The organism is Variovorax boronicumulans (genome assembly GCF_009811375.1).
Classification (GTDB): domain Bacteria; phylum Pseudomonadota; class Gammaproteobacteria; order Burkholderiales; family Burkholderiaceae_C; genus Variovorax; species Variovorax boronicumulans.
Window position 1 is genome coordinate 415,803 of sequence record NZ_BKDH01000003.1, and the last position, 25,313, is coordinate 441,115.

Sequence of the window (25,313 nt, forward strand, 5' to 3'; positions counted from 1 at the left end):
TGTGCGAATCAGCGGTTGTAAGCCGTTTCGCCGTGGGACGAGATGTCGAGGCCTTCGCGCTCTTCTTCTTCCGACACACGCAGGCCCAGGGTCAGGTCGGCGATCTTGTAGGCGATGAAGGCGACCACGCCGGACCACACGATGGTGAACAGCACGCTCTTGACCTGGATCCAGACCTGCGCGCCCATCGAGAAGGTGTCGGGGGTCAGGCCGCCGGTGCCGCCCAGGCCCTTGGCAGCGAACACGCCGGTCAGGATGGCACCCAGGATGCCGCCCACGCCGTGCACGCCGAACACGTCGAACGCGTCGTCCGCGCCCAGCATGCGCTTGAGACCGCCCACGCCCCACAGGCAGACCAGGCCGGCCAGCAGGCCCATCACGATCGAGCCCATCGGGCCGACGAAACCGGCGGCGGGGGTGACGGCCACGAGGCCGGCCACGGCACCGGATGCGGCGCCCAGCATCGAGGCCTTGCCCTTGTGCAGGCTCTCACCCAGGATCCACGACAGGGCCGCGGCAGCGGTGGCGAGCACCGTGTTCACGAAGGCCAGGCCGGCGGCGGCGTTGGCCGCACCTGCCGAGCCGGCGTTGAAGCCGAACCAGCCGACCCACAGCAGCGAGGCGCCGACCATGGTGAGCGTGAGCGAGTGCGGCGTGAAGGCTTCCTTGCCGTAGCCCACGCGCTTGCCGACCATGTAGGCACCGACCAGGCCGGCGATACCGGCGTTGATGTGCACCACGGTGCCGCCGGCGAAGTCGAGCGCGCCGTCCTTGCCCAGCAGGCCGCCGCCCCACACGATGTGGGCCATGGGCACGTAGCTGAAGGTGAACCAGATCACCGAGAACAGCAGCACGGCCGAGAACTTGGCGCGTTCTGCAAAAGCGCCGACGATCAGCGCCACGGTGATGGCCGCGAAGGTGCCCTGGAAGGCGAAGAACACGTATTCGGGAATCGTGGTCAGCGCGCCGAAGGTCTCCTGCGTGATGCCCTTCATGAAGATCTTGTCGAAACTTCCGAAGAAGTTGCCGTCGCCCGTGAAGGCCAGGCTGTAGCCGTAGATGGCCCACAGCAGGCTGATGAGCGAGAAGATCACGAAGACCTGCATCAGCACCGACAGCATGTTCTTGGAACGACCCAGGCCGCCGTAGAACAGCGCCAGGCCGGGGATGGTCATCAGGATCACGAGCAGGGTCGAGGTGAGCATCCAGGCGGTGTCGCCGGAGTCGACCTTGGGCGCGGGGGCGGCCGCCGGTGCGGCGGGCGCAGCTTCGGCTGCAGCGGGTGCCGCAGCCGCTGCAGGAGCGGGCGCAGCCGCGGCAGGTGCCGATGCAGCCGGTGCCTCAGGGGCGGCGGCGGGTGCCTGGGCCAGCGCCGAAGTACCGGCGACGAAGACGCTCAAGCCGAGCGCAAGAGAGACAAGAAGTTTTTTCATAGTCGTTGTTCTTTCGGGCCAGGACTCGATCAGAGGGCTTCGCGGCCCGTTTCGCCGGTGCGGATGCGCACGACCTGCTCGAGGTTGTAGACAAAGATCTTGCCGTCGCCGATCTTCCCGGTGCGCGCGGCGCCTTCCACCGCCTCGATCACGCGGTCGACCAGCTCGTCGGAGATGGCCGCCTCGATCTTCACCTTGGGCAGGAAGTCGACCACGTACTCGGCGCCGCGGTACAGCTCGGTGTGGCCCTTCTGGCGACCGAAGCCCTTCACTTCCGTGACGGTGATGCCCTGCACGCCGATGGCCGAGAGCGCTTCGCGCACCTCGTCGAGCTTGAACGGTTTGATGATGGCTGTGACCAGCTTCATGATGAGTTGCTCCTTCTGGATGGATGAAAGGCGGCGCGGCAACGTGGGCCGCGCCTGGTTGTTGTGTCGATTACAGCGTCTTCGTCAGCGTGAGGATGAAGCGTGCCTTGTTGGGCGAGTAGTAGGTGGTGCCGAAGGTGCCGAAGTCGGGGATCTCGATGCCCGGGTAGGCCACGACCTGGTAGTTGGACTTCTTGTTGGCGCCCTGCACCGAGCCCGTGAGCGTCAGGCCGCTGCCGAAGTCGTAGGTGGCGCCGATGTTGTAGTCCACGTAGCTCTTGTAGCCCAGGCTGCGGATGTCGCTGGACATGTTGGTGAAGCCGACGGCGGCCTTGAGCGTGACCTTGGGCACGATCTCCTTGCTGTAGGCCAGGTTCAGGTAGCCGGTGTTGCGGCCCTTCAGGCCCGAGCCCGTCTTGGCGCCGGCGTAGCCGAAGTAGTCCTTGGACACCGTGTGCGAGTACTTGGCCGTGAACGAGCCGAAGCTGTCGTTGGCGTAGGTGGCGCCCACGTACAGCTCGGTGGTGTTGCCCACCGAGTTGCCCGGGTAGATGTAGGTGAGCGCACCCACGTCCATGTCGACCGGGCCGGCCTTGAACTTGTAACCGCCGTAGATGTCGCTCTCGATGCTGTTGCCCTTGAGCCAGTTGACGCTGGAGTTCCAGTTGCCGATGTAGAAGCCGCTGTCGCCGAAGGCGTAGTCGAAGCCGCCCTGGATGGCGGGCTTGAAGCCCTTGGTCTTGGCGTAGTCGTTCTTGCCGATCATGTCCTGGTCCTGGCCGCGGAACTTGTAGTTCGTGGTCAGCGAGACATTGCCCGTGAGCAGGGGCGCGGGCGCCGGTGCGGCGGCGTCGGCGGCCTGGGCCATGGCGGCGCCCGAGGCGGTCAGTGCAGTGGCCAGAACGATCAACGCCTGGGCGGCGGTACGGTGCGTCATCAGGGAACTCCTCGCAAGTGTGTTGTTGGACCTGAGCACCCTCAAAGCAGGGAGCGTGCCAAACTGCACGAATACCGCCCCGGCCAGAGGGCGCAGGTGTCCGGCGATGAGCGCCAAATCGTTACAAGCCCTGTTTCCGGCAGTTGCACACGCTTGCACGCTGCACGGTCCTGGGCTTGCACGTCGCAGGCGCACCAACTTGGGGAGAGGGAGAAAAATGAGTCTGTCTTTGGTGCAAAGCCGCGCCTTGCTCGGCCTGGAGGCCGCCGCCGTCACGGTCGAGGTGCATCTGGCGAACGGCCTGCCGAGCTTCACGCTGGTCGGGCTGGCCGAGACCGAGGTCAAGGAGGCGCGCGAACGCGTGCGCTCGGCGATCCAGAACGCCGGGCTCGAATTTCCGACCAACAAGAAGATCGTGGTCAATCTGGCGCCCGCCGATCTGCCGAAGGACTCGGGCCGCTTCGACCTGCCCATTGCCCTGGGCATCCTCGCGGCCAGCGGGCAGATCGAGAACGCCCGCCTCGCCGGCCACGAGTTCGCCGGCGAGCTGTCGCTGTCGGGCGAACTGCGCCCCGTGCGCGGTGCGCTCGCGATGGCCGTGGCCACCTACACGCAAGGCACGGCCGTGCGGCTGGTGCTGCCCCTGGACAGCGCCCAGGAGGCCGCGCTGGTGCCCGGTGCGCAGGTGTACGGCGCCCGGCACCTGCTCGACGTGGTGCGCCAGTTCGTCGCCAGCGGCGGCGGGCCCGTCGACGCAACCGACGACGGCTGGACCCGCGTGCGCGCCGCGCCCGGCGACGGCGCCCCGCGCTATGCCGACCTGGCTGACGTCAAGGGCCACACCGGCGCCAAGCGCGCCCTCGAGATCGCCGCGGCCGGCGGCCACAGCCTGCTCATGGTGGGCGAGCCGGGCTCGGGCAAGTCGATGCTGGCGCACCGCTTCGCCGGCCTGCTGCCGCCGATGAACGTGGACGAGGCACTGGAGAGCGCGGCCATCGCCAGCCTCGACGGCCGGCTGGCGCCCGAGCGCTGGATGAGCCGCCCGACGGCCACGCCGCACCACACGGCGAGCGCGGTGGCGCTGGTGGGCGGCGGCTCGCCGCCACGGCCGGGTGAGATCTCGCGCGCGCACCACGGCGTGCTGTTTCTCGACGAGTTCCCCGAGTTCACGCGCGCCGCGCTCGAAGCCCTGCGCGAGCCGCTGGAGACCGGCACCATCACGATCACCCGCGCCGCCCGGCGCGCGGAGTTTCCGGCGCGCTTCCAGCTCATCGCCGCGATGAACCCCTGCCCCTGCGGCTACCTCGGCTCCACGCTCAAGCCCTGCCGCTGCACGCCCGAGCGCATCGCGCGCTACCAGGGCAAGCTCAGCGGTCCGCTGCTGGACCGCATCGACCTGCACATCGAGGTGGCGGCCGTGTCGGCGCCGCAGCTGCTCGATGCGCCGGCGGGCGAATCGACCGACAGCATCCGTGCGCGCGTGGTGGGCGCACGCGACCGCGCGCTGCAACGCCAGGGCCATGCGAACCAGGGGCTGCAGGGCCGCGCGATCGACACGCATGCCGTGCTCGACAACGCCGCGCGCCAACTGCTGCAGCAGGCGGCCGCGCGGCTGGGCTGGTCGGCGCGCAGCACGCACCGCGCGCTGAAGGTGGCGCGCACCATCGCCGACCTCGCGGGGCAGGACGCCGTGCAGGCCGCGCACGTGGCGGAGGCGGTGCAGTACCGCCGCGCATTGCGCACCGGCACGCCTTGACCCGCTGCCCTCTTACTTGAACTCGTGGCTCACCACCGGTGCGGACTTGCTGTCCTGCACCGTCACGCGCTGGCGGTAGGCCGTGAGGTCGCCGTTGCGCACCTCGATCGTGTAGATGCCGGGGCGCAGCGGCAGCGACTTGAGCGGCGGGCTCACGCCGCGGTCCGCGCCGTCGACGAAGACCTGGCCCCAGGGCCGGATGTTGAACTGCACGCGGCCCATGCCGGGCGCCGCGGCCGGCGGCGGTGGCGGGGCCGGCGGTGCGCCCGCGATCACGGTCGGCACGGGGTTCGTGCTGCCCGCAGCGGGTGGCGGCGGTGACTGCCGGTTGAGCTGGGCGATGGCGTTGCGCGCCTCGCGCGCATGCAGGCCGCGGCGGTGGCGCCGCAGGTAGGCCTCGTAGCCTTCGCGGGTGTTCTCGGCCTGGGCCAGGTTCCAGTCTTCCACCTCGGCGACCACGGCGGGGTCGGGGGGCGGCGGCGCTTCGGGTTGGGCCGGTTGTGCGGGCGGTGCGGGCTGTGCCTCGGGCTCGGCCGGCGGCGCAGCAGGCGGCGTGGGCGCGGCGGCGATGGGCACGTTGTCGAGCGGGCTCAGCGGGGCGCTGGCCGATGCGGCGGGCGCGGACGCCGGCGGCGCCTCGGAGGTCGCGCCGGCCGGCGGCATCGCGGCCGGGGGTGCGCCCGGATCGGACATCGGCGTGCCCGGCGGCGGCGCAGCCGCAATCATCGGATCGGACGGTGCCTTGGCCGTCAGCCGCCAACCGATCCAGCCGCCGACCGCGAACAACGCGAGCACCAGCGCGCCCACGAGGAACCACGGCGGGCGCTTCGATGCCTTCTTCGGTCGTGCAACAGGCGATGGCGGCGCAGGCGGCGGCGGTGCCTGCACGCGCGCGGTCGCCGCTTCCACAGGCACGGGCTGCACCTCGGGCGCGGGCGGTGGCGCTTCCTCCACCGGCTCCGGTGCAGGCGGCTCCTGCGGCACAGGCGCCGCGACGGGCACGGCAGCAGCTGCAACCACCGCCGGCGCCGACCGGTCCACCACGTACAGGTCACCCAGCTTCACCAGCCCCAGCTCCGCCGCAAAGGCCGCCACCGTCTGCGTGCGGTCCTTGCTGTGCACGGCCAGCGTGTGGTCGACCGCGGCGCAGAAGGCCGGGCTCAGGTCGTCGCGGTCCATCGACGACAGCGGCACGTAGGCGTCCTGCACGCTGCGCACCACGGCCGAGGGCGGCGGGTGGCCGGTCACCGCGCGGTACAGCACGGCGCCCAGCGCGTAGAGGTCGGTCCACGCGCCCTGCAGCAGCGTGTTGTCGTCGGCGTACTGCTCGATCGGCGAGTAGCCCGACTTCACCATCACCGCGACCTCGTCGACCAGGTCGGCAATCGACTTGCGCGCGGCGCCGAAGTCCAGCAGCACCGGGCGGTCGTCCTGCTGCTGGATGAAGATGTTGTCGGGCGCGATGTCGCGGTGGAAGCACTGGCTGTGGTGCAGCGTGTCGAGCGCGCCCAGCAACGGCCCCAGCATGCCCAGCAGCCAGGGCTCGGTCAGCGTGCCCGGCTCGCTCTCGGCCAGCTGGCGCAGCGTGCGGCCCTTGTACAGCTGGATCGCCATGTAGGCGGTGGAGTTGGCCTCCCAGAAGCGATGCACCCGCACCAGCGCCGGATGGCTGAACTGCGCCAGCGTGCGCGCCTCGTTGATGAAGCTGCGCAGGCCCGCAGCGAAGGTGGCGGTGAGGCGCTCGGAGCGCACGTGCACGCTGTTGTCGCCCACGCGGCGCGCGAGCATCGAGGGCATGTATTCCTTGACCGCCACCTCGCGCTGCAGCGAGTGGTCGTAGGCACGGTAGACGATGCCGAAGCCGCCCTCGCCGATGACTTCGAGCAGCTCGAACTCGTCGAGCCGGTGGCCCGTGCCGAGGGGATGGGGGCGCTCCTCCTGCGGGTCGGGCGTCGCGCTAGGGCTGGCGGGCGTCGTCATGGGGTGTCTCTTCTTCCTGCGGGTGGGTCGGGCGCGTCATGCCCATGGCACGTGGCCTTGCGAAAACAACTGGGAAAACAGCGGCGTGTTGAGCCCGCCGCCGTGCGCCGCGGTGCGCAGCGGCGAGCCGTCGGCCTGGTTGGTCCACCAGTAGCTGGTGCCGCCGAAGGGGTCGAAGCACAGCGGCAGTTCGGGCCAGCCCAGGCGCTGCTGCGCGCTCGCACCGCGCGCACCGTTGGCCGGGCCGGCGGCCGCGCCGAGGATCGAGAGGATGTCGTCCGAGCCGCCGCTGGCCGTGCGAAAGCCCGTGCGCCCCGCGGCCAGCACCTGGCCGTCGAAGAGGTCGGGCGCCACGCCGTGGCGGATGGCCTGCAGCAGCGCGCTGCCGCACTGCCAGTACCACGCGGCCGAGCCTTCGAGCAGCGCGGGGTGGTAGCGCGCCGCGTCCACCTGCAGCGCCACGCAGGCCGGGTAGTAGCGCCCCACGCGGTCGCAGCTGGGCGCGATGCAGCCCAGCTGCACCGCGTTCACGCCGTGCGTGGCCGGAATGGCGAAGTTCCAGACCGGGGCCACCGCGTAGTGGCGCGTCATGGCGTCAGGCCAGCGCTTGAAGCTGCCCAGGCCGTTCTGCATCCAGCGGTCCCACCAGGCCTGCAGCTCGCGCGGCATGCGGCGGTAGAGAAAGTCGCCGGCCGACGGCAGCTTGCCGTACCAGCCGATCTGCTCGTCGAGCGGCGACCAGGCGTGCGGGGGAGGCGTCATCCTAGGATTTCCCGGGGCAGGAGAAGCTGTTCATCTGCGACAGCCGCAGCGGGTTGTAGACGCTGTTGGCCGTCACCGCGAGCACCACCTTCTTGCCTTGCAGGTCGAAGGTCGCGTTGAACGACTCGGGCGTGCGCCCCGACGAGATCGAGGCCTTGTCGAACAGCCGGTGCAGCGCCCACGGCCCTTCGGTCACGATGCCGCCGGCCGGCGTGCCGTTGGCCACCGTGACCTGCAGCCGCACCTGGTTGCTGTTGCGCGGGCCGGGCCACTTGATGCTGCTGGGCGCCTGCGGGCCGTGGGCGTAGCGCACCGTCTGGCCGTCGATGTCCAGCGTGAACTGCGTGAGCGTGGCGTCCATGTCCTCGGGCCGGATGTCCAGCGTGAACGAGGGCGTGCGCCCGCCCGCCATGCCCGTGAAGAACACGTCGCGGATCGCCTGCGCCTTCTGGAACGCATCGAGGTACGCCGAGCGCCCCGACGCGCTGCCGTCCACGCCGCGCTTGAAGGTCCACGGGTTGACCGAGGTGTCGACCTGCGAGGCGAGGTTCTTTTGAAAGAAGTCGTCCATCATCCCGCCGGGCGCGAACAGCTGCGCGAAGTCGCCGGCCGCCACGTCGCGGTTGGAGCCGCGCGCGAACGGGTAGCGCCCCGCGATCGCCTGGCTGCAGAACTGCCCGATGGTCGCGGCCGCGTTCTGCCCGATGTTCTGCCGCGTCACCGCCGCGGCCTTCGACGACGCGGTGGCCGACAGGTCGTTCAGCATGCCCTGGAACGGCACCGGCAAACGCCCCGCTTCGGCCTGCAGCTTCGTCACGGCGTCGCCCGGCGGCGGGATGTTGCCGCTGCGCAGCGCGGTGTCGGTGGCGGTGAGGAAGGTGTACAGCTCGTTGATGAGCGCGGCCGTCTGGTCCAGCGGCGTCTGGCCGCCGGCCTTGGGCGCGGTCACCATGCGCCGCAGCGGCGCGAAGTGGTTGTCGACCAGCGACTCGGGCCGGTCGGGCGCGGTGTTGCGGCGCTGGCTGCCGTCGGGCTGGCCGATGAGCTGCTCGATGCGCTCGCGCGTGCTGGTCACGCGGTTCTGCGCCTGGTCGAGCAGGCTGCGCGTGGCCTCGTCGTGGTTGCGCAGCAGGTCGGTCTCGCGCGCCGCGCCGCGGATGAGGCGCGACATCGGCGACTCGCCGGTCGACAGCACGCGCGTCATCTGGATGCTCTGCAGCAGCGACTTGCTCTCGGCCAGCCGGATGTCGGCCAGGTACTCGTCCCAGGTGCGGATGTAGTCGCTGAGGTACAGGCGCCGCACCTCGCGCAGCAGCAGCTCGCGCGAGGTGATGTCGGCGATGCCCGGCGCGCGGATCTGCAGCACCCAGCGGTCTTCCTGCTCCAGCGCCAGCGTGGTCTCGGCCATGCGCTTGTCGAAGATGTCCCAGTAGCCGCGGTAGGTGAACAGCGTGGGAATGCCGTCGGTCAGCGGCTTGCCGCTGGCGCGCCGGACCACCAGCGCCGACTCCGCGCCACCCGCCTCGGCGATGGTGAAGGCGTTGGGCGCGCTGGTCTGCAGCAGGATGCGGCGCAGCCGCGCGTACGAGCGCTGCGCCAGCGGCACGCCGGCCAGGCGCTCGCGCGTCTGCGCGATGAGCTTGTCGTCCTTGGTGAAGGGCGAGCTCACGACGCGGTCGGCGAACAACGTCTTCAGGTGCGCTTCGAGGTTCGTGCGTTGCTCGCGCGTGAGCGAGGCGCCGATCTTGCGGTCGACGTCGGTCAGCAGCCAGGCCTGCAAGAAGTCGGCGTCGTAGCGCTCGGGGTCGTACAGCATGAGGTAGGCCTTGAGCGCCTCGTAGCTGTATTCGGCATCGGCCTTCGCGGCCTCGCGCAGCGACTGCTCGACGCGTTGCGCGGCCTGCGGCAGCAGCACGGTTTCGAGCGCGCGCTGATACACGCCGTCGGTCGCGGCCTGCAGCTTCTCGCCCTGGTAGAGGCCAAAGCGGTAGCCCACGGGCGGATCGCCGATGTCGAACTCGGCCGACTTCGGCAGGTCGCGCAGCCGGTCGAGGATGAGCAGCGAGCTCGCGATGTCGCCGCTCGAATCGACCACCGTCGGCAGCTCGCCGCGCGCGGCGGCCTTGTTGAAGGCCTTGGCGTTGCCGTCGACCTCGGCCACGTAGGCCTTGTTGTGGCGCCAGCTGTTGGCCCACGCGCCCAGCAGCACCACCGCGAGCACGCCGACCAGCGCGTAGCCCGCGAGGTCGATGGCGCGGCGCCGGCGGTACCAGCGCAGGTTGGTGCCGGCCACGCCCGCGTCGCGGAAGATCACCTGCTGCAGCAGCTCTTTGAGGAAGTAGCTCTTGCCCGGGCCCGGCGGCGGCGCGGGCGGCGCGTTCACCTGCAGGTAGCGCTTGATGGCGCCCATCACGCGGTCGAAGGCCGTGCCCTCCTGCGTGCCGCTGGTGAAGTACACGCCGCGCAGCAGCGGCGCCACCTCGAACTTCGACGGGTTGAACACGTCGGCCAGGAAGGTGCCCAGGATGTCCTCGAAGCTCGCGAACTGCTGCGGCAGCAGGTAGGCCTGCGCGCGCCGCATCGGGTCGGGCTCGGTGGCCATCAGCTCGGGCAGGCGCTCGTCCAGGCGCTGGTGCAGCAGCTTGTATTCCTGGTGGAAGCGCTCGCGCAGGTCGGCCTTGGCCGGGTCGGCGGGGTTGCCTTCGATGGGGAAGGTGAAGCCCCACACCTGCTGGCGCTCGGCGCGGCCCAGCGAGCCGAAGTACTCGTTGAAGCCGGCCAGCAGGTCGGTCTTGGTGACCAGCACGTACACCGGGAAGTTGATGCCCAGGTCGTTGCGCAGCTCGAGCAGCCGCTTGCGCAGTGCCATCGCATGGCGCGCGCGCTGCGCGTCGTCGGCCAGCGGCAGGTCGGCGATGCTGATGGTGAGGATCGCGCCGTTGATCGGCTGGCGCGGCCGGAACTTCTTGAGCAGCTCGATGAAGCCCTTCCACTCGCCCTCGTCGGTCTCGCGGTGGCTCTCGTGCGTGGTGTAGCGACCGGCCGTGTCGATGAGCACGGCCTCGTTGGTGAACCACCAGTCGCAGTTGCGCGTGCCGCCGATGCCGCGCACCGCGGCCTTGCCGAGCTGGTCGGCGAGCGGAAAGTCGAGGTCGGAGTTGACCAGCGCCGTGGTCTTGCCCGAGCCCGGCGCGCCGATGAAGATGTACCAGGGCAGTTGGTAAAGGTACTGCCGGTCGAACAGCGCGAAGCGCCCGGCCGCCTTGCCGCCGGGGCCCGGGCCGAAGCGCATGTTCTTCAACACCGCGGTGGCGTCGGCGAAGCCGCTGTGCAGCTCCTTGATCTCGGGCGCCTCTTCGGGCTTGGCCTCCTTCGCCTTGGGCGACGGCGTGCGCAGCTGGTGCAGCAGCTGCGCGTTGAGGCGGCGCTCGCGCCACTTGCGGTAGGCCACGCGCACCAGCCACACGCCGAACATCAGCGCGATGACGACGATGCGCACGAACTCACCTTCGAGCGGGCGGTAGCGGCCCACGGCGATCACCGGACCGATGACCCAGATCAGGAACGCGAGCGCGACCAGCCCGAAGAAGACCCAGAGGTCGCGACTGACGAGAAAACGGAAGAGCGCGCGCAGCATCAGCGGGTTCCTCCTTGTGGTTGTTGCTGCCGGGGTTGCGGCGCAGACCCCGGCACGGGCACGCCCGCCACCGGCGCCACCAGCAGCGTCACCTCGACGCGCCGGTTGCGCGCGCGGTTGGCCGCCGAGTCGTTGGGCACCAGCGGGTCGGCGTCACCGCGGCCTTCGGCGCGCAGGCGCTCGGGCCGGCTCAGGCGCGTGGCGATCATGGCCTTCACCGCATCGGCGCGCGCCTGCGAGAGCTGCCAGTTGGACGGGAAGCGCACGCTGCGGATCGGCTGGTCGTCGCTGAAGCCGCTGACCAGCACGTTGCCTTCCACCGCGTTGAGCGCGTCGGCCACGCGCGCGAGCACCGGCGCGTAGCGGTCGAGCACGCGGTCGGAGCCCGAGGCGAACAGGCCGTCGCCGCGCAGCACCACCACGCTGCGGTCGGCCTCGTCGCGCACCGTGAGCAGGCCGTCGCGGATCTCGGGCTCGAGAAAGCGCTGCAGGCGCGGCTGCGCCGCGGGCACCGCCACCGCGCGCTGCGTCTGCGGCAGGCGCACCGCGTTCACGGCCGAGAAGGCGCCGTCGGAATGGCCCGCGAGGTTGAAGGTGAGCACCGCGAACACCAGCACCAGCAGCACCGCCGCCACCGCGCCCACGGCCCACACCGGCAGCCAGTGGCGCGTGCGGCGCACGGGCGCGCTCGCGTCCTGCCAGTGCGGCGACAGCGGCGCGGCGATTTCGCCGCGCGCCTGCCGGATGATCTGCAGCAGCCGCTGCTTGAGCGTCTCGAGTTGCGAGCGCCCGTTGTCGATGACGCGAAAGCGCCCCTCGAAGCCCATCGCCAGGCAGAAGTAGATGAGCTCGATGAGATGCAGGTGCTGCTGCGGGTTCTGCACCAGGCGCGACAGCAGCTGGAAGAACTTCTCGCCGCCCCAGGTCTCGTTGTGGAACATCACGAGCAGGCTCTGCGACGACCAGATGCTGCCGCCCCACGGCGTGAGCGCCGCGGCCTCGTCGACCGCCGTGCACAGGCAGTAGCGCGCGCCGATGATCACTTCGGGCGCGATGCCGGCCTGCTGCGCGCGCGTCTCGAAACGACGCACCTCGTCGACCAGGTGTTCGCGCAGTTGCGCGGGCGACGGGTGGTGGCCGGTGGCGCGGATCTGCGGGATCAGGTCGAGCAGCGGGTTGGCCGCCGCCACCAGCGGGTTGTTGCCCGCCAGCGCCGTGTCGCCCGCATGCGGGCGCCGCGCGTCGTGCCACGCGGTGAAGGCATCGGGCTGGGGTTGCTGCTGGGGTTGCGGCCCCGGGCCGCTGTGCGTGGTCGCGCCGCCGCCCGGATTCGGCGGCACGAAACCACCCGGGCCGACGGCCATGTCATTGGCACCGTTCATAGGGTCCCTCACGGACGGATGGCCCAGAACTCCATGGCGAGCCCCGGAAAGTCGCCGGCCAGGTGCATGGCGACGCCGCCCGATTTCTCGAGCTGGCGCCACATGTCGCCGCCCTTGTCGAGTTCGAAGTAGTGGTAGCCCGCGTGGTACGGGATCTGGCGCGGCGCCACCGGCAGCGAGCGCACGACCACGCCGGGCAGCTGCAGCTGCACGAGGTCGCGGATGCGCTCGACCGAGCCGATCTTGACCTGCGTCGGAAAGCGCTGCTGCACGGCATCGGCCGGCAGGTCGGCATGCACCGCGAGCACGAAGGCCGCGTTGCGCACCAGCACCGGGTCGGGCATGCGCCCCACGCGCACGCCGTGGCTGCGCTCTTCGAGTTCGATGGCGATGGCGCTCTGCTCGAGCACCGCCGACAGCGAACGCCGCAGCTCCTCCATCAACGGGCGGATGCTCTCGTTGAGGTTGTCGTGGTCGTACACCGGCCACACCACCGGACGGCGCGTGGGCGAGGTGTGCGTGGCCAGGTCGCAGGCCAGCTTGAGCCAGTCGACGAACAGCGTCTCGGGGTGCACCTGCACCGCCTGCTGCGCATGCCAGGTGAGAGCGAGGTAGCGGTTGACCAGCTCCAGCAGCAGGAAGTCGGAGACCTCGCTCACGCCGCCGCGCCCCGGCTGCGACAGCCGCGAGGCCAGCGCCTCGGAGCGCTGCGTGAGCAGGCCGTGCAGCTCGGCCGTCATGCTGCGCAGCATCGGGTGCGCCGAGGCGTCGAGCACCGGCGGAATGTAGTTGGCATCGACCACCAGCTTGTGGTCGGTGCGCCGCTCGATCACGCGCACCGCGCCGATGGCCTGCCACTCGGCCGTGAGCGACGACGCGCGCGCCAGCCGCAGGCGCGGCTTCGCCAGCTGCAGCACCGCGGGGCCGAGCGCCACCGCGTTGCCGTCGGCCACTTCGCGCTCGACCACGCCGAAGCGCGCGGCCGAGCCTTCGTCTTCCGAGAAGATCACCTCTTCGCTGCCGGGCCTGCGCAGCGGCAGTGCGAGCACGATGAGTTCGTCGGTGAGGTCGGTGGGCACGTCGAAGGGCATCGGTGCGTCTTCGAGGCCGAACGAGAACGGCGTGCCGTCGGGCAGCACGCCCGCGCCGCCGAGCAGCGACACGCGCCCGAGCGCGAAGGCATCGCGGTCGATGTCCAGGTGCAGCCATCCCCAGTAGGCACCCTGCATGCCCGCGGTGCGGCGAGTGACGTACTGCTCGACATAGCGCTCCATCTGCTGGAAGTGCTGGGGCCGCAGGTACATGCCTTCGGACCACACCACGCGATTCGCCAATGCCTGAGATTGGGCGCCCTGACCGGCTGCGCCCGCGTTGCGAACTGTCACCAAAGAACCTCCTGGAGTGCTCACACGGAGGCGGGAAATGCGCTGTACAGCGGCTCCCCGCTCGATCTTCTTTCGCGTCTGATGCTACACGGCGCCTCTTGCGTTTTGCATGCCTTTTCAGAGGCGAATGCGCCGCACTTTCGTATTAGCGCGCGCTGAAACTTAACGACTTGGTAGCAGTTCGAGGCCGCTCTTGCGCACCGCGATGCGCACGCTCTGCTCGCTCGGAGAAAACTGCCACACCTTGTAAAGATTCGTTTGTTTCGGCTCCTTCAACGGCAACACGATGCGCCACCGCGCCGCTTCCAGCTTGCGATAGCCGGCGATCACGCCGATGGCGCGCGAGTCGAGTCCGGCCTCGCGCTTGAACACGCGTTCCTCGCCGCTGCGCAAGATGGCCTGGTCCGCATTCACGAGCTCGGTCATGAGCGTCTCGCGGTCGCGGTCCTGCAGCGCGAAGTAGTCTGCCGTTTCAAAGTTGCCGGAAGATTTCAGTTCAAAGACCTTCACGAGAATCGGTGCGGCCTGGCCGCGACCATCGGGATTCACGCCGTCGTCGATGCGCACGGTGATGGCATACGGCGTGGGCATCGACTTCGCTGTCGATGCGCAACCAGCGAGGCCTGCGAGCAACGGCGATGTGGCCAATGCGCCTTGAATCAAGGTCCGTCGATGCATGAGATCTCCCTGAAAGCTTCGCGATCTATATTATCGAAACCATGCACGCGCACGGTGTGCATTGCGTGCTGTTGCATCGTGATGCAACAGCACGCCCTCTCTCACGCATTGCCTCTCGCGAAGTAGGAGAAAAGATTGAAGTCTTGCCTGCCTGTTCTGTCTTTTGCCTTCATGCTTGCGCTGTTGAGCGGCTGCCAGAGCACCCCGGATGCCTCACAGCAACCCGAACGCCTGAGCCAGCAAGTGGCACGCACCACGCTCGAACGTGCGCAGCAGGCCTACGATGCGGGCGACTACGCCAAGGCCATCTCCACCTTGAAGAGCGGCGGCGTGTCGGTGTTCGACGGGGCCGAGCCCGCGACGCGGCTGGCCGCACTCAAGCTCGAAGCCTTCAGCTACTGCGTGAACAACCAGATCGCGGAATGCCGCACGCAATTCCGCAAGCTCCTCGATGTGTTCCCGAGCTTCGACCTGAATGTCGCGGAACGCACCCACCCCGTGTGGGGCCCCGCGTTCGAGGCCGCGAAGAAGATGAAGCGCGGATGACACGCGGCCGGCCACGGCCGCGCCCGGGCACGCTCGCGCCCACCGCGACGAACATGGAGATGCCATGCGCTGGACAGTGATTGAACACGGCGGCATGCCCGTGGCCTCGGGGCCGTCGGCGCTGCTCGCCGCCCCGGGCGGCACCATCGGCCGCAGCCCCGACAACCACCTCGTGCTGCCCGACGAGCACCGGCAGATCTCGCGCCTGCAGGCCACCGTGCGCTTCGACGACGACGGCGCCGCCGTGGTGCGCAACATGAGCGCGGTGCTGCCCATCAGCGTGAACGGACGCACGCTGCGCCACGAGGAAGAATCGCGCGTCGCGCTGGGAGACCGCGTGACCATCGGCAGCTACGTGCTCGAAGCCGCGAGTGCAAGCCAGGCCCAACCGCCTGCGATCGCCGAGGCGCCCATCACCGAGCCGCTCACGGAGCCACCGGCCGCACCGATCACCGAGCCGTCGCTGTCGCAGTTGGTGTCTGCTCCGCCTGTGGCATCGAACCTCGCATCGGCCCCGTCGATCAGCGCGCTGCTGCCCACTGCAGCACCGGCCTCCGATGTCTTCGCGGACCTGTTCGGCGAAGGCGCGCTGCCCCTGGGCGATGCACCGCCCGAGAAGACGGTCGTGATGCCGACCTTCGCGCCGGCGCCGGTGAATGCGCCGGCCCCTGCGCCCTTGCCTGCACCGCCGCCGCCGTTGTCTTCTACTGCTGCAGCGCCTTCCACGACCACGCAGGTCTCCGCGCAGATGCCGTCGGCCGCCGACTGGGACGCCATCCTCGCGAACGCACCGCGCCGTGCCGACGATGCGGCAGCGCCCATGCCCGACCCGCTGGCGCACGAGCCCTTCGCCCTGCCCTCGCAGGCGCAGCGCAACCCCGTCGATCCGCTCGCCGGGCTGGACCCGCAGGCGACGCAGGGCCTGTCGGACCTCGCGCTCAAGCGCAGCATGGACCCGCTCTCCTTCTTCGCCGAAGACCGCGATGCGCCCTCGCCGCTGTCCGACCCGCGACCTACGGCGCTGACGCAGGACAACCCGCTCGACGACGTGCACCCGGCCATGGATCTGATCGCACGGCCGCCGGCCGCGACGTCGGGCCACAGCCTCGCGAACCATGCGCGCGAGATGACGTCGCAGTTCAATCCGCCGCAGCCGGTGGCAGTTGCGCCATCGGTTGCCGTGCCGGAGCCTGTGGAAGAGATTGCGCCTGTTGAAGAGGAGCCCGTGGTTGTCGCAGCGCCGGAGATTCCCGTCGCACCGGCGGTTCCTGAAGAAGCGCCGCCTGCATTACCCGTCGCTGCAGTTCCTGCACCAGCGCCGACCTCGCCACGCGCCCCCTCTTCCGGCGACGACCTGTTCAAGGCGTTCCTCGAAGGCGCCGGCGTGCCCGAGATCGCGGGCCAGCAGCCGCTCGATGCCGAAGCCATGCGGCACCTGGGCCGGCTGATGCGCGCCTTCACCGACGGCACCATCGAGCTGCTGTCGTCGCGCGCCATGCTCAAGCGCGAGGTACGTGCCGAGATCACCATGATCGTGGACGAAGAGAACAACCCCTTCAAGATCCTGCCCAACGGCCGCGCGGTGCTGATGCAGATGTTCGGCGCGCGCATGCCCGGCTTTCTCACGCCCGAGGCCGCCGTGCACGATGCGCTGGGCGACCTGCAGTCGCACCAGCTCGGCATGGTGGCCGGCATGCGCGCCGCGCTGCTCACGCTGCTGCACCGCTTCGACCCGGGCGGTCTCGACAAGGCCACGCCGCACGACGGCGGTCTCGGCGAGAAGTTGTTGCCCGGTGGTCGCGAGGCGCGGCTGTGGCGCCAGCTGAAGCAGCTGCACGCCAGCACCACCGCCGCCGTCGAGGACGACTTCCAGGCCGTCTTCGGCCGCGCCTTCCAGCAGGCCTACGACCGCGAGATGGAACGCTTGAAGGAGGCGCGCCGTGCTTGAAGCCACCCACGCCTTCGCCGTGCCCATCTCGACCTCGCAGTTCTCGTGCGTGGGCGAGCGCAGCGGCAACCAGGACGCCATCGGTTATCACCTGGACGAACGCAACGCCTGCTTCGTCGTGAGTGACGGCGTCGGTGGCCACGCGGGCGGCGAGCTGGCCTCGCGCATCGTGGTCGACACCGCGCTCAACACTTTTGTCGACCACCCGTCCGTCGCGGCCGAAGACATCCGCCATGCCGTCAAGGAAGCCAACGACGCCGTGCTCGCCAAGCAGCGCGAGCTGGCCGACCAGAACCGCATGAGCGCGACCATCGTCTCGCTGTTCGTCGACCGCGCCACCGGCGAAGCCTGCTGGGCCCACGTCGGCGACAGCCGCCTCTACTGGTTCCGCCGCGGCGCGCTGATGCAGCGCACCGAAGACCACAGCCTGTCGGAACGCTCGGGCGAAGCCGCCGCGGGCCAGGGCGCGAATGGTGGCGAGCGCCTGGTGAAGAGCAACCTGCTGTACCGCGCGCTCGGTGCGCGCGCGACGGCGGAGACCTCGGTGTCGACACCGCAGCGGCTGGCCGACGGCGATGCGTTCCTGCTGTGCACCGACGGGCTCTGGCAGCTCATCTCGCAGCAGGTGATGGAACGATCGCTGCAGCTGGCCGACAGCGCGGAAGAGTGGCTCGCGCTGCTGCGCCGCGCGGCCGAGGCCAAGGCCGACAAGTCGCGCGACAACTACTCGGCGCTGGCGGTGTGGGTGGGGTCGCCGCAGCAGGTGACGCTGGCGGGGGCAACTTCGACAGCGCAGCCAGTCGCGCCCCGTTAAGCCGGGGAAACAGCCCCGTCGCGCACCGCTCGACAGGGCGGCGCCTCAGGCCGCCAGCACAAGCACCTTCAACTGGCTTGGCACCAACCGCATGCCGACGATGTTGCAGCGGTTCTGCAACGTGATGCTTGTAACGCGCGTGGCTGGCGTGCCCTTGAGCAGCACGGTGAAGGCGCCCGTCAGGTGGCGCGACTGCTGCATGAAGGTCTGGGACACCACACCGCCAAGCGCACCCGGCTGATCGCCGAGCGTGATCGGTGTCACCGTGGCCATGTTATGGGCCGGCATGCCCGCGAACAGGATGTTCCATGCATTGGGAATGGCCATCGGCCCCAACGCCATGTTGGGGAAAGGGATGGGAACCGGCGTGCGGCACACGTCGGGAAACGCGAGATCCATCCCCATGAGTTGGCAATTGGCGAACATCGTGCGACCTCCTCAGCCCATGTGGATCTGCGAGGCATCGACCTTCACGAGGTCCTGCCCCGTGACCATCGTGTGCCGGCCATGGATACGCACCGTGTCGCTGGCCTTGCAGTCGAGGTGACGGACCCGGGACTGGTCCATCTCGTCGACGATCCGCAACGTGTTGCGTGCCATCTGCACGATCCGGTCGGCCACCGTCTCGAGGACCTTGCCGAAGAACCTGGTCGTTCCTGCGGTCGCCTCGACGGACTTCGCGGTGAAGCGCAATTCGTCGGTGCGGCAATCGGCAGTGTCGGCCTGCAAGGCCCACTGCCCGGCGCTCATGGCGAGCCGGGTGCCGCTGCGCAGGCGCACCTCGCCCTCGCTCTCGATCGCGACCGGATGCGCATTGCCGCCGAGCACCAGTGCGCCATCGACCTCGATGCGGCTGACGGCGGCATCGGCCTGCTCGAGCACCGCGATCAGGAAGACGCGGTAGGAGTCCGGCCCCGAGAGCAGCACGGTGTCGCCGACCTGCGGCTTGAGCAGGCAACTGGCCGCACGCCGGCAGGTGCGCACGCCACCGGCCTCGTCCTCGACGGCGAACTGCCCGTCGTCCAGCAGGCGGCGAACCGTGCCGATCGAATGAACCGGGGATGAGGCGTCGGATGCGACGCGCAGCGGAACAACATTCATGATGATTTCCCTTTTCGAACTGGACGAGGCTTCGGCCCTCGTATGAAAGGATGGCGAGCCATCAGCGAGCGTCGGACCACGACTGTGCGCGGTGCAGGTCCGGATCGTTTTCGATGATGCCGCCGCGCCCGGAAAAACGGGTCCCCTGTTGGACGGCGCGGTGCAGGCGGGTGCGCAGAAAGCGGGCGTCCCTGAGGTCCGCGTCCGTGAGGTCCGCATAGGAGAAGTCTGCGTCTTGCAGGTCGGCCTGCGCGAAGCTGCTGCCTTTGCAGCGTGCGCGCTGGAACACGCTGAGCGGCAGCCGCGCCTGCGCGAAGCTCACCCCCTCGAGCGCGGCATCCACCCACAGCGACTGGTCGAACCGCCCCGCGGTGCAGTCGGCACCGCCCAGGTCGGCTTCCGCGAAGATCGTCATGCCGGCCTCGACCCCGGTGAAGCGGGCGCCGCGCAGCGAGGCCCCCTTGAAGTTGCTCTGCGTGAGCGTGGCATGGCGGAAATCCGCTTCGTCGAGCTTGGAGTCGGTGAACTGGCAACGGCGCAGCACGAGCCCGGCCAAGTGCTGACGCGCGAGGTCGCATTCGAGGAACACCACACCCTCGCCTTCGAACTGTGCGAAGACGGCGGTGCGCAGGTCGAGCTTGAACATCGTCACGGTGTTCAGGCTCGCACCGGTGAGATCGCAGCGTGCCAGACTCGATTCCATGACCGTGGCCTGCGCCATGCGGCGGGTCCGCAACGAGGCGGCCGCCAGGTCGCAGCGGAAGAAGGTGACGCGATCGAGCACCGCCTCGTCGAAGCGGGCGCCCGCCAGATGAGACTCGACGAACGACGCCTGCTCGAGCATGGCCTGCGAGAGATTCGCGCCCTCGAAGCGCCCGCGGAACATCTGTACCTGTTTGCCCGTCGCACCCGAGAAATCGCAGCGGTCCATCGGGCAATGGGTGATGACGCTGCCCGACAGATCGGCGCCGCGGAAATCGGCGCCGGTGAAGTCGATGCGGTCCCACAGCGCCCCCGAGAGGTCGAGCCCGCGCAGATCCCAGCCGCGGCAATCGAGTCCGTGCAGCTGCACGCCGTGCCGCACGTCGTCCAGCAAGGACTCGGGAGTCATGATGCCGCCTCCGGGTCGCGCCGCGGCCAGACCTTGGCATGCTGCGTGTAGGCGTCGTCGAGCAAGGTGGTGGCATCGATGAAGGCCTGCGACACGTCGGCGCGAAACAGGTTCGCCTCGCGCAGGTCACAGCCGAGCAGGTTCGACTTCGAGAGGTTGGCGTCGATCAGGTGGGCCTTGCGCAGCGAGGCGCGCGCGAGGTTTGCGCGCACGAACAGGCTTTCGCCGGCGACGAAGCCGTCCAGCCGCGCATCGGACAGATCGCACTCCGAAAGGTCGCAGTTCTCCAGACGGGCCGCGGTCAGGTCCGCTGCCGCGAAGGAGGTGCCGCGCAGCCCGCACTGCTTCATGAACATTCCCACGGCCGTCGCGCCGGCGAATGAGCTGCCGAGCGCGACACCACAGGCATCGAACCGCGCATGGGACAAGTCGACATCCGCAACCAGCGTGACCGTGACGAAGCCGCAGCGCACCAATCGCGCGGCCTTCAAGGACACACGCTCCAGGCTGCATTCGAGCAGCACGACCTGGTTCAGCTCGGCCTGGTCCAGCACCAGATCGCGCAGCGTCATGCGGCGCAGCGCGACCTGCGTCCAGCGCGAGGATTGCATGGCGCATTCCACCATTTCGGTCTCGTGCAGCTGGGTCTGATCGAGCTGCGCGCCACGCAGGCTGCAGCCCCTGAAGCGCGTGCCATGGCACAGGGTCTCGCGCAGGCTGGCCGACGCGAGATCGCAATCTTCGAGGCGCGCGCCACCCAGGTTGGCCTTGTCCAGCCGACTGCCCACGAGGCGTGTGTCCGTGAGAACGGCCCGCGCGAGCACGGCTTCGGAGAAGTCGCAGCCCTCGAGATTCGCTCCCTGCAGGTTCGCATCGGCCAGGACCGCGTGGGTGAAATCGGCCCCGCGCAGGTCCATGCCCGACAGGTCTGCACCGGTGAGATTCATCTTCGAGAAGTGGCGCCGCCCAGGCTCCGCCGCGGCCAGCCTGCGGCGCAACTTGGCAGCCCTGAAGCTCGGCACGCGCGGTGGCGTCGGGGTCAGGTGCGCCGAATAGAGGCGGCCCTGAAGCTTCAGCGGATCGGTCTCCACCGGGGCATCGACGCTCTCTTCGTTCGCTTCGCTTTCCTCGCGCGAGCCTTCTGCCTCCTCCTCGAATACCGAAGGCACCGGGGCCTCGGCGCCCTCGGGAACCTCGGGCTCCGATGCGCGTTCGGCCTCGACCCGGGCCACCTCGCCCTCCAGCCGCGCGCGCGTCTGGACCGCCTGCGCCTCGGCGCGCTCCAGGTACTCGGGCAGGTCGTCGAAGGCCGGCAGGACCTCGGGCGCCGGCGGCGGCGTGAGGTAGTCGCCGGGGTCGAGCCCCTGTGCGAGCAACTCGGCACGCTGGCTCTCGTAGTGCCTGCGCATGCCGGCCTGCAGGTTGCGCGGCAAGGGCTCGGCCAAGGTATCGGGCATGCGCATCGCAGTCCATTCCGCGAGCAGCGGGCGCGGCACCAGATCGCTGTCGCGCAGGACGTGGATGCTGCTCTTTTCCGGGTCGATGCGCTTGCGCATCACGTCGGCGTAGTGCGTCAGCGTGCGCGGCGCGTCCGGCAGTTCGATCGACGGCATGATGTGCGTCACGTCCGCGGCATCGTCCTCCCGGATCGGGGTGGTGCCGTGCCACACCAGCACCACCCGTTCGCGGTCGGGAAAGAACCAGGCGGTGCTCAGTCCGAGGTCGACGCGGCGCAACTCACCGACCTCTTTGGAAAAATTGAGGTGGCAGACCGCATGCCACGCGGGCAGGTTGCCGCGCAGCACCGGGATGCGCGGGTGCATGTTCCAGAGCTCGTAGGGCGCACCCGTGGGAAGCACGGGCTGGCCGGGCCAGCGCTGCTCGGGGCTGGCGGCATTGAAGAAGCGCCAGTCCAGGTCGTCGGCAAAGCCGGGGAATCCCGTCTGCAGCCATGCATCGTCGTACTTCGTCCCGGCCAGCGCCATGCGCTGCGGTGCATCGGGCAGGTAGCCCGAGAACGAGGCCGGCCGCGAGCGCTGCCCGCGGCGCTGAATCTGCTGCCCGACCACCTCCACATTGGGAAGCCGGCAGGTCTGTACGCCATTGACGAGTTCGTCGACCGTGCCCAGCCCCAACGGGTTGTCGGGAACATTGGGGCCGCCGAACGCGTGGCGCCAGTCGAGCGGCATCTGCTCGAATGCGGCCGGCTCGGTAATACGCCCGCCCAACCAGAAACGGTCGCCGAACACGGCCAGCGAACGGTCGACCCCGCCGACGCGCAACCGCACCGCGCACCGGGTCTTGTCGTCCTGGTGCGCCGTGTAGGCGAATCCGCTGGCCAGCACCTCGGCCTCGCCCTTGGGCATGCTCATGTCGAGCACGCTGCCGGGATCGAGCACATCGCCCGCCATCTGCCAGAGCTCCTGCTCGGGCTGCAGGCGCGACTCGGCCTCCAGGCTGGCGCAGGCCAGCACAGCAATGCCCAGCTGGTTGCGGGAACGCCAGCGGTAGGGGCGGGTGAGAAGGCTGAGGCGAAAGGGCTTGACGATCTTCAAGGTCGGCTTCGGGTGTGGGCAGTGCGCGGTGGGGGCGCGGAATCAGAAGGAAAAACCGCCCGGCGCGACGATCGGCGAGATCACCAGCTCGGTGGTGGGCGATGCGGAGGCGAAGCGCACGAGCACCGGCCGCCCCATCGCGTACAGCGGCAGCTCGTTCAGCATCACCACCTTCTGCACGACGACCTGCCGCTCGACGCCGTCGCGGTCGGCGAAGCGCACGGTGAGATTCATCAGCGGGCTGGTATCGCTGTAGGCGCCGCCGACCTCGCTGCCGACGATGACGCCCTGCGCCTGCGCGTCGAAGCCGCGGCTGCGCGCCTCGCGGCGACGGATCGACAGCAACTCCCACGCGCCGCACAGCAAGGCCGAGCCCGCGAAGATCGATGCGATGCAGGGCAGCACGAGCCACATCGAGAGGGTTTCCATCGGCAGCAGGAGCGGCAGCAGGCCCGCCGCCACCAGCACGGCGCCCAGGACTCGGATCGCGCGTCGATGGGGCATCGCGGTTGCGGTCATCACGGGATCAGCACGAGGATCTTGATGTCGATGTAGACCGTGCCGATCGAGACCTTGGCTTCAGCCTTCTGGTTGAAGGCCTGGTTCGACCAGCGATAGGCCTTGATGTCGAAACTCGCCCCACCGATGTTGGTGGAGACCGCATTGAAGGTCTCCGACAGGGTGGCGTAGGTGAGCGAGTTCACCCAGGCGAACGAGAACATGAGCTTGGCCTGCGAGCGGATGTAGCTCGACGCCTTGGTCGTGGCGCTGCCACCCGCCACGGTCTCGATGCTGCCGTCGTACTTGTTGGTGTGCTTCTCGGTCGAATGCAGGAGGATCTTCTTGGCCTTGACGTTGAAGTTCGTCTCGGCGTCGATGGACACGTTCTTGGCCTTGCCCACGTAGTCGCCCGCCGACACGGTGGACGTGTGGTCGCCCGTTTCGATCGTCTCCGTGAGGCCACCCTTGATCGTGTCCTTGCCGCCGCCGCCCAGGACATCCCGCTCCCACCCTGTCTTGTAGCTCTCGAACCGCTTGCCGGCCCAGGTTTCCAGCCTGGAGTCCCCGGTGTAGACGTGCTCGGTCATGCCGTTCTTCACGTCGACGTGCAGCGCGTTGTCGAAATTCTCCTGTCGCAGGCCGGCCATCACGTGCACGTTGGAGTCGCCTGTCTCAACGGTCTCCGTGGCCCCCTCCTTGGTCGTGATCGCGATGGCGTTGTTGAAGAAGTGCTCGGCCTTCTTTGTCACTTCCAGCTTCGAGCCCGACTTGTAGATCGCGTGATCGAGGCCGTTGACCACCGTCGTGGTCCGCGCCTGGTCCACGGTGAGCTCGTCGTTCTTGTGGACGTTGGTGGTGCGGTGACCCTCCACCGTGTGGGTCTCGTCGTTCTCGACCTCGATGAAGAAGTCCTTCTGTGCATGGATCTTGATCGACTCGTTGCTCGGGTCGTCGTCGATCACAAAATGGTTGGCCAACTCCCCATCGCCTTTCACGGTGCGGCTGATGAACCCGCTGACCGTCGCCTTGGCCGGCAATTCCAGCGGCGGCATCTGGTCCGCGTTGTAGACACGCCCGATGATGATCGGCCGGTCGGGGCAGCCCGCGATGAAATCGACGATCACCTCCTGCCCCACGCGCGGATGGTTCACCGCGCCGAAATTGGAGCCGGCCCACGCGCTCGACACGCGCACCCAGCACGAGCTGTCTTCGTTGCGCTGGCCGTAGCGGTCCCAGCGGAACTGCACCTTCACGCGGCCGTACTTGTCGATCCAGATGTCTTCGCCGGGCGGCCCGACCACGGTGGCGGTCTGCGGGCCCTGGGTGCTCGGCACGCGCGTGATGCGGCGCGCTCGGAAGGGGAACGAGGTGGGCTGCACGCCGAAGTGAAAGCTGTACTCGCCCGACATGCCGCCGCTGGCGTAGCCGCCCTCGCGCAGGCTGTACATCACCGAGACGACGAGGTACTCGCGGTTGTCCTCGTTGCGCGGTGCGTTCTGCATGGTGAAGCGGTAGCCGGGCGCCATGCCGCGCACGTTGGTGTGGCCGGTGTCGACCTCGGCCTGGGCCTGCGCTTCCTCGAGGCGGATGCGCGCGTAGTGCTCGCCCTGCCCCGCATCGCTGTAGCCGCCCATCCACTCGTACATCTCGTAGCGGCCGTGGTCGTTGCCGCGCGGCTGGCTGCGCGTGTTGAGTAGGTCGGCCCGGGGCTTCTTGAAGTCGAAGTCGTCGACCACGTAGGTGCCGGGGCGGATCTCTTCGGTGACTTCCCACTGGTCGATCACTTCGCGGCCGGGGTCGGTGGCGCGGTCGCTCGCGAGGTAGCCGATCTTCGGGTAGCCGGGCAGCGTCTCGTGCGCGCTCATATCGTCGGCCAGCACCAGCGTGTGCTGGTTCTTGTCGTGCTTGAAGTAGTAGTAGATGCCCTCATGCTCCATGAGGCGGCTCACGAAGGCGAAGTCGGTCTCCTGGTACTGCACGCAGTACTCCCACTGGCGGTACGAGGCGCTGAGCTTCTTCTCGAAGGCGAAGCCGTACTCGCCCAGCACGTCTTCGAGGATCTCGACCACCGACTTGTTCTGGAAGATCTTGCAGTCGCTGGTGCGCGTGAGGTACCAGAGCCACGGCCGCACCGAGGCGCGGTACACGGTGTAGCGCGAGGAGCCGCCCTCGCGCCCGATCATGGTGAAGCGCGTGATCTGGCCATTGAGGTAGCGCGGCGTGCCGCTGAGCGTCTGTATCTCGAGCGCGAGCGGCTTGCCGAGCAGGCCCTTCATGTCGACCGAGGTGTTCGGGCTCAGCAGGTCGACCTCGAACTCGAACAGCTGCGACAGCCCTTCGCTGCCGTGCATCGAGCGGAACAGCAGCTGTTCTTCTCCGAGCGGGGTGTGGGCTTTGACGACTCTGTCCATGCGGCTCT

The 25,313-nt window shown here is 69.0% G+C and carries 19 protein-coding genes; 4 read left to right on the forward strand and 15 right to left on the reverse strand.

Features of this window, described 5'->3' with window-relative positions; all coding sequences use genetic code 11:
• Window positions 1-8 precede the first annotated feature (8 nt).
• The 3 genes from VHAB30_RS24620 to VHAB30_RS24630 all read right to left on the reverse strand — a co-directional run bounded on the left by VHAB30_RS24620 (window position 9) and on the right by VHAB30_RS24630 (window position 2,738).
• Window positions 9-1,433, reverse strand: a complete 1,425-nt coding sequence (locus tag VHAB30_RS24620) for an ammonium transporter (protein ID WP_159278896.1) — start codon at window positions 1,431-1,433, stop codon at window positions 9-11.
• A 29-nt stretch (window positions 1,434-1,462) separates the two neighbouring features.
• Window positions 1,463-1,801 (reverse strand): P-II family nitrogen regulator, encoded by a 339-nt coding sequence (gene glnK / locus VHAB30_RS24625; protein ID WP_056583732.1) that lies wholly within the window; start codon window positions 1,799-1,801, stop codon window positions 1,463-1,465.
• A gap of 70 nt (window positions 1,802-1,871) precedes the next feature.
• Window positions 1,872-2,738 (reverse strand): TorF family putative porin, encoded by an 867-nt coding sequence (locus VHAB30_RS24630; protein ID WP_159278897.1) that lies wholly within the window; start codon window positions 2,736-2,738, stop codon window positions 1,872-1,874.
• A 217-nt stretch (window positions 2,739-2,955) separates the two neighbouring features.
• Here VHAB30_RS24630 and VHAB30_RS24635 point away from each other — a divergent pair, with 217 nt between their 5' ends.
• Window positions 2,956-4,494 (forward strand): YifB family Mg chelatase-like AAA ATPase, encoded by a 1,539-nt coding sequence (locus VHAB30_RS24635; protein ID WP_159278898.1) that lies wholly within the window; start codon window positions 2,956-2,958, stop codon window positions 4,492-4,494.
• 12 nt (window positions 4,495-4,506) lie between these two features.
• On the opposite strand, the gene VHAB30_RS24640 is transcribed toward VHAB30_RS24635, so the two are convergent.
• From VHAB30_RS24640 to tssJ, 6 genes are all read right to left on the reverse strand, one after another.
• Window positions 4,507-6,474, reverse strand: coding sequence for a serine/threonine-protein kinase (locus tag VHAB30_RS24640; RefSeq protein ID WP_159278899.1), 1,968 nt, complete (start codon window positions 6,472-6,474; stop codon window positions 4,507-4,509).
• A 36-nt stretch (window positions 6,475-6,510) separates the two neighbouring features.
• Window positions 6,511-7,236 (reverse strand): type VI secretion system-associated protein TagF, encoded by a 726-nt coding sequence (tagF, locus tag VHAB30_RS24645; protein WP_062473933.1) that lies wholly within the window; start codon window positions 7,234-7,236, stop codon window positions 6,511-6,513.
• Between the two features lies 1 nt (window position 7,237).
• On the reverse strand, window positions 7,238-10,873 hold the full coding sequence (tssM, locus tag VHAB30_RS24650) for a type VI secretion system membrane subunit TssM (RefSeq protein ID WP_159273468.1): 3,636 nt from the start codon (window positions 10,871-10,873) through the stop codon (window positions 7,238-7,240).
• Window positions 10,873-12,255, reverse strand: coding sequence for a DotU family type VI secretion system protein (locus VHAB30_RS24655; protein WP_095949834.1), 1,383 nt, complete (start codon window positions 12,253-12,255; stop codon window positions 10,873-10,875). Before VHAB30_RS24655 ends, tssM begins: the two co-directional genes overlap by 1 nt.
• Window positions 12,256-12,263: 8 nt before the next feature.
• Window positions 12,264-13,559 carry a type VI secretion system baseplate subunit TssK gene (gene tssK, locus VHAB30_RS24660; RefSeq protein WP_235926916.1) on the reverse strand — a complete coding sequence of 432 codons (1,296 nt, stop codon included), beginning with the start codon at window positions 13,557-13,559 and terminating at the stop codon, window positions 12,264-12,266.
• A gap of 243 nt (window positions 13,560-13,802) precedes the next feature.
• Entirely contained in the window at window positions 13,803-14,318 is a 516-nt protein-coding gene (gene tssJ, locus VHAB30_RS24665) for a type VI secretion system lipoprotein TssJ (protein WP_062473939.1), read from the reverse strand.
• 171 nt (window positions 14,319-14,489) lie between these two features.
• On the opposite strand from tssJ, the gene VHAB30_RS24670 reads away from it, so the two are divergent.
• From VHAB30_RS24670 to VHAB30_RS24680, 3 genes are all read left to right on the forward strand, one after another.
• Window positions 14,490-14,864: a TssQ family T6SS-associated lipoprotein gene (locus tag VHAB30_RS24670; RefSeq protein WP_223301458.1), complete on the forward strand. Its 375-nt coding sequence runs from the start codon at window positions 14,490-14,492 to the stop codon at window positions 14,862-14,864.
• A 64-nt stretch (window positions 14,865-14,928) separates the two neighbouring features.
• Window positions 14,929-16,812 carry a type VI secretion system-associated FHA domain protein TagH gene (gene tagH / locus VHAB30_RS24675; RefSeq protein ID WP_159278900.1) on the forward strand — a complete coding sequence of 628 codons (1,884 nt, stop codon included), beginning with the start codon at window positions 14,929-14,931 and terminating at the stop codon, window positions 16,810-16,812.
• Window positions 16,805-17,626 carry a PP2C family protein-serine/threonine phosphatase gene (locus VHAB30_RS24680; RefSeq protein ID WP_159278901.1) on the forward strand — a complete coding sequence of 274 codons (822 nt, stop codon included), beginning with the start codon at window positions 16,805-16,807 and terminating at the stop codon, window positions 17,624-17,626. Before tagH ends, VHAB30_RS24680 begins: the two co-directional genes overlap by 8 nt.
• A 45-nt stretch (window positions 17,627-17,671) precedes the next feature.
• Here VHAB30_RS24680 and VHAB30_RS24685 read toward each other — a convergent pair whose 3' ends face one another.
• The 6 genes from VHAB30_RS24685 to VHAB30_RS24710 all read right to left on the reverse strand — a co-directional run bounded on the left by VHAB30_RS24685 (window position 17,672) and on the right by VHAB30_RS24710 (window position 25,305).
• Window positions 17,672-18,052, reverse strand: coding sequence for a DUF4150 domain-containing protein (locus VHAB30_RS24685; protein WP_062473947.1), 381 nt, complete (start codon window positions 18,050-18,052; stop codon window positions 17,672-17,674).
• Window positions 18,053-18,064: 12 nt separating this feature from the next.
• A complete protein-coding gene (locus VHAB30_RS24690; RefSeq protein WP_062473948.1) occupies window positions 18,065-18,727 on the reverse strand; it encodes a DUF3540 domain-containing protein in 663 nt (220 codons plus the stop codon).
• A 61-nt stretch (window positions 18,728-18,788) separates the two neighbouring features.
• Complete coding sequence (locus tag VHAB30_RS24695) at window positions 18,789-19,838, reverse strand: pentapeptide repeat-containing protein (protein ID WP_159278902.1); 1,050 nt, start codon at window positions 19,836-19,838, stop codon at window positions 18,789-18,791.
• The gene (locus VHAB30_RS24700; protein WP_062473953.1) at window positions 19,835-22,393 is read right to left on the reverse strand and encodes a DUF2169 family type VI secretion system accessory protein; all 2,559 of its coding nucleotides are present in this window, start codon (window positions 22,391-22,393) and stop codon (window positions 19,835-19,837) included. The genes VHAB30_RS24695 and VHAB30_RS24700 overlap by 4 nt, the downstream gene beginning before the upstream one ends.
• 42 nt (window positions 22,394-22,435) lie before the next feature.
• Window positions 22,436-22,897, reverse strand: a complete 462-nt coding sequence (locus VHAB30_RS24705) for a hypothetical protein (RefSeq protein WP_157627346.1) — start codon at window positions 22,895-22,897, stop codon at window positions 22,436-22,438.
• A 14-nt stretch (window positions 22,898-22,911) separates the two neighbouring features.
• Complete coding sequence (locus VHAB30_RS24710) at window positions 22,912-25,305, reverse strand: type VI secretion system Vgr family protein (protein WP_159278903.1); 2,394 nt, start codon at window positions 25,303-25,305, stop codon at window positions 22,912-22,914.
• Between the last annotated feature and the right edge of the window lie 8 nt (window positions 25,306-25,313).

Bases quoted from the DNA above. Each gene is read 5' to 3' on its own strand.
- VHAB30_RS24620 (WP_159278896.1), bottom strand. From the start codon at position 1,433: ATGAAAAAACTTCTTGTCTCTCTTGCGCTCGGCTTGAGCGTCTTCGTC.
- glnK (WP_056583732.1), bottom strand. From the start codon at position 1,801: ATGAAGCTGGTCACAGCCATCATCAAACCGTTCAAGCTCGACGAGGTG.
- VHAB30_RS24630 (WP_159278897.1), bottom strand. From the start codon at position 2,738: ATGACGCACCGTACCGCCGCCCAGGCGTTGATCGTTCTGGCCACTGCA.
- VHAB30_RS24635 (WP_159278898.1), top strand. From the start codon at position 2,956: ATGAGTCTGTCTTTGGTGCAAAGCCGCGCCTTGCTCGGCCTGGAGGCC.
- VHAB30_RS24640 (WP_159278899.1), bottom strand. From the start codon at position 6,474: ATGACGACGCCCGCCAGCCCTAGCGCGACGCCCGACCCGCAGGAGGAG.
- tagF (WP_062473933.1), bottom strand. From the start codon at position 7,236: ATGACGCCTCCCCCGCACGCCTGGTCGCCGCTCGACGAGCAGATCGGC.
- tssM (WP_159273468.1), bottom strand. From the start codon at position 10,873: ATGCTGCGCGCGCTCTTCCGTTTTCTCGTCAGTCGCGACCTCTGGGTC.
- VHAB30_RS24655 (WP_095949834.1), bottom strand. From the start codon at position 12,255: ATGAACGGTGCCAATGACATGGCCGTCGGCCCGGGTGGTTTCGTGCCG.
- tssK (WP_235926916.1), bottom strand. From the start codon at position 13,559: ATGTACCTGCGGCCCCAGCACTTCCAGCAGATGGAGCGCTATGTCGAG.
- tssJ (WP_062473939.1), bottom strand. From the start codon at position 14,318: ATGCATCGACGGACCTTGATTCAAGGCGCATTGGCCACATCGCCGTTG.
- VHAB30_RS24670 (WP_223301458.1), top strand. From the start codon at position 14,490: ATGCTTGCGCTGTTGAGCGGCTGCCAGAGCACCCCGGATGCCTCACAG.
- tagH (WP_159278900.1), top strand. From the start codon at position 14,929: ATGCGCTGGACAGTGATTGAACACGGCGGCATGCCCGTGGCCTCGGGG.
- VHAB30_RS24685 (WP_062473947.1), bottom strand. From the start codon at position 18,052: ATGTTCGCCAATTGCCAACTCATGGGGATGGATCTCGCGTTTCCCGAC.
- VHAB30_RS24690 (WP_062473948.1), bottom strand. From the start codon at position 18,727: ATGAATGTTGTTCCGCTGCGCGTCGCATCCGACGCCTCATCCCCGGTT.
- VHAB30_RS24695 (WP_159278902.1), bottom strand. From the start codon at position 19,838: ATGACTCCCGAGTCCTTGCTGGACGACGTGCGGCACGGCGTGCAGCTG.
- VHAB30_RS24705 (WP_157627346.1), bottom strand. From the start codon at position 22,897: ATGCCCCATCGACGCGCGATCCGAGTCCTGGGCGCCGTGCTGGTGGCG.
- VHAB30_RS24710 (WP_159278903.1), bottom strand. From the start codon at position 25,305: ATGGACAGAGTCGTCAAAGCCCACACCCCGCTCGGAGAAGAACAGCTG.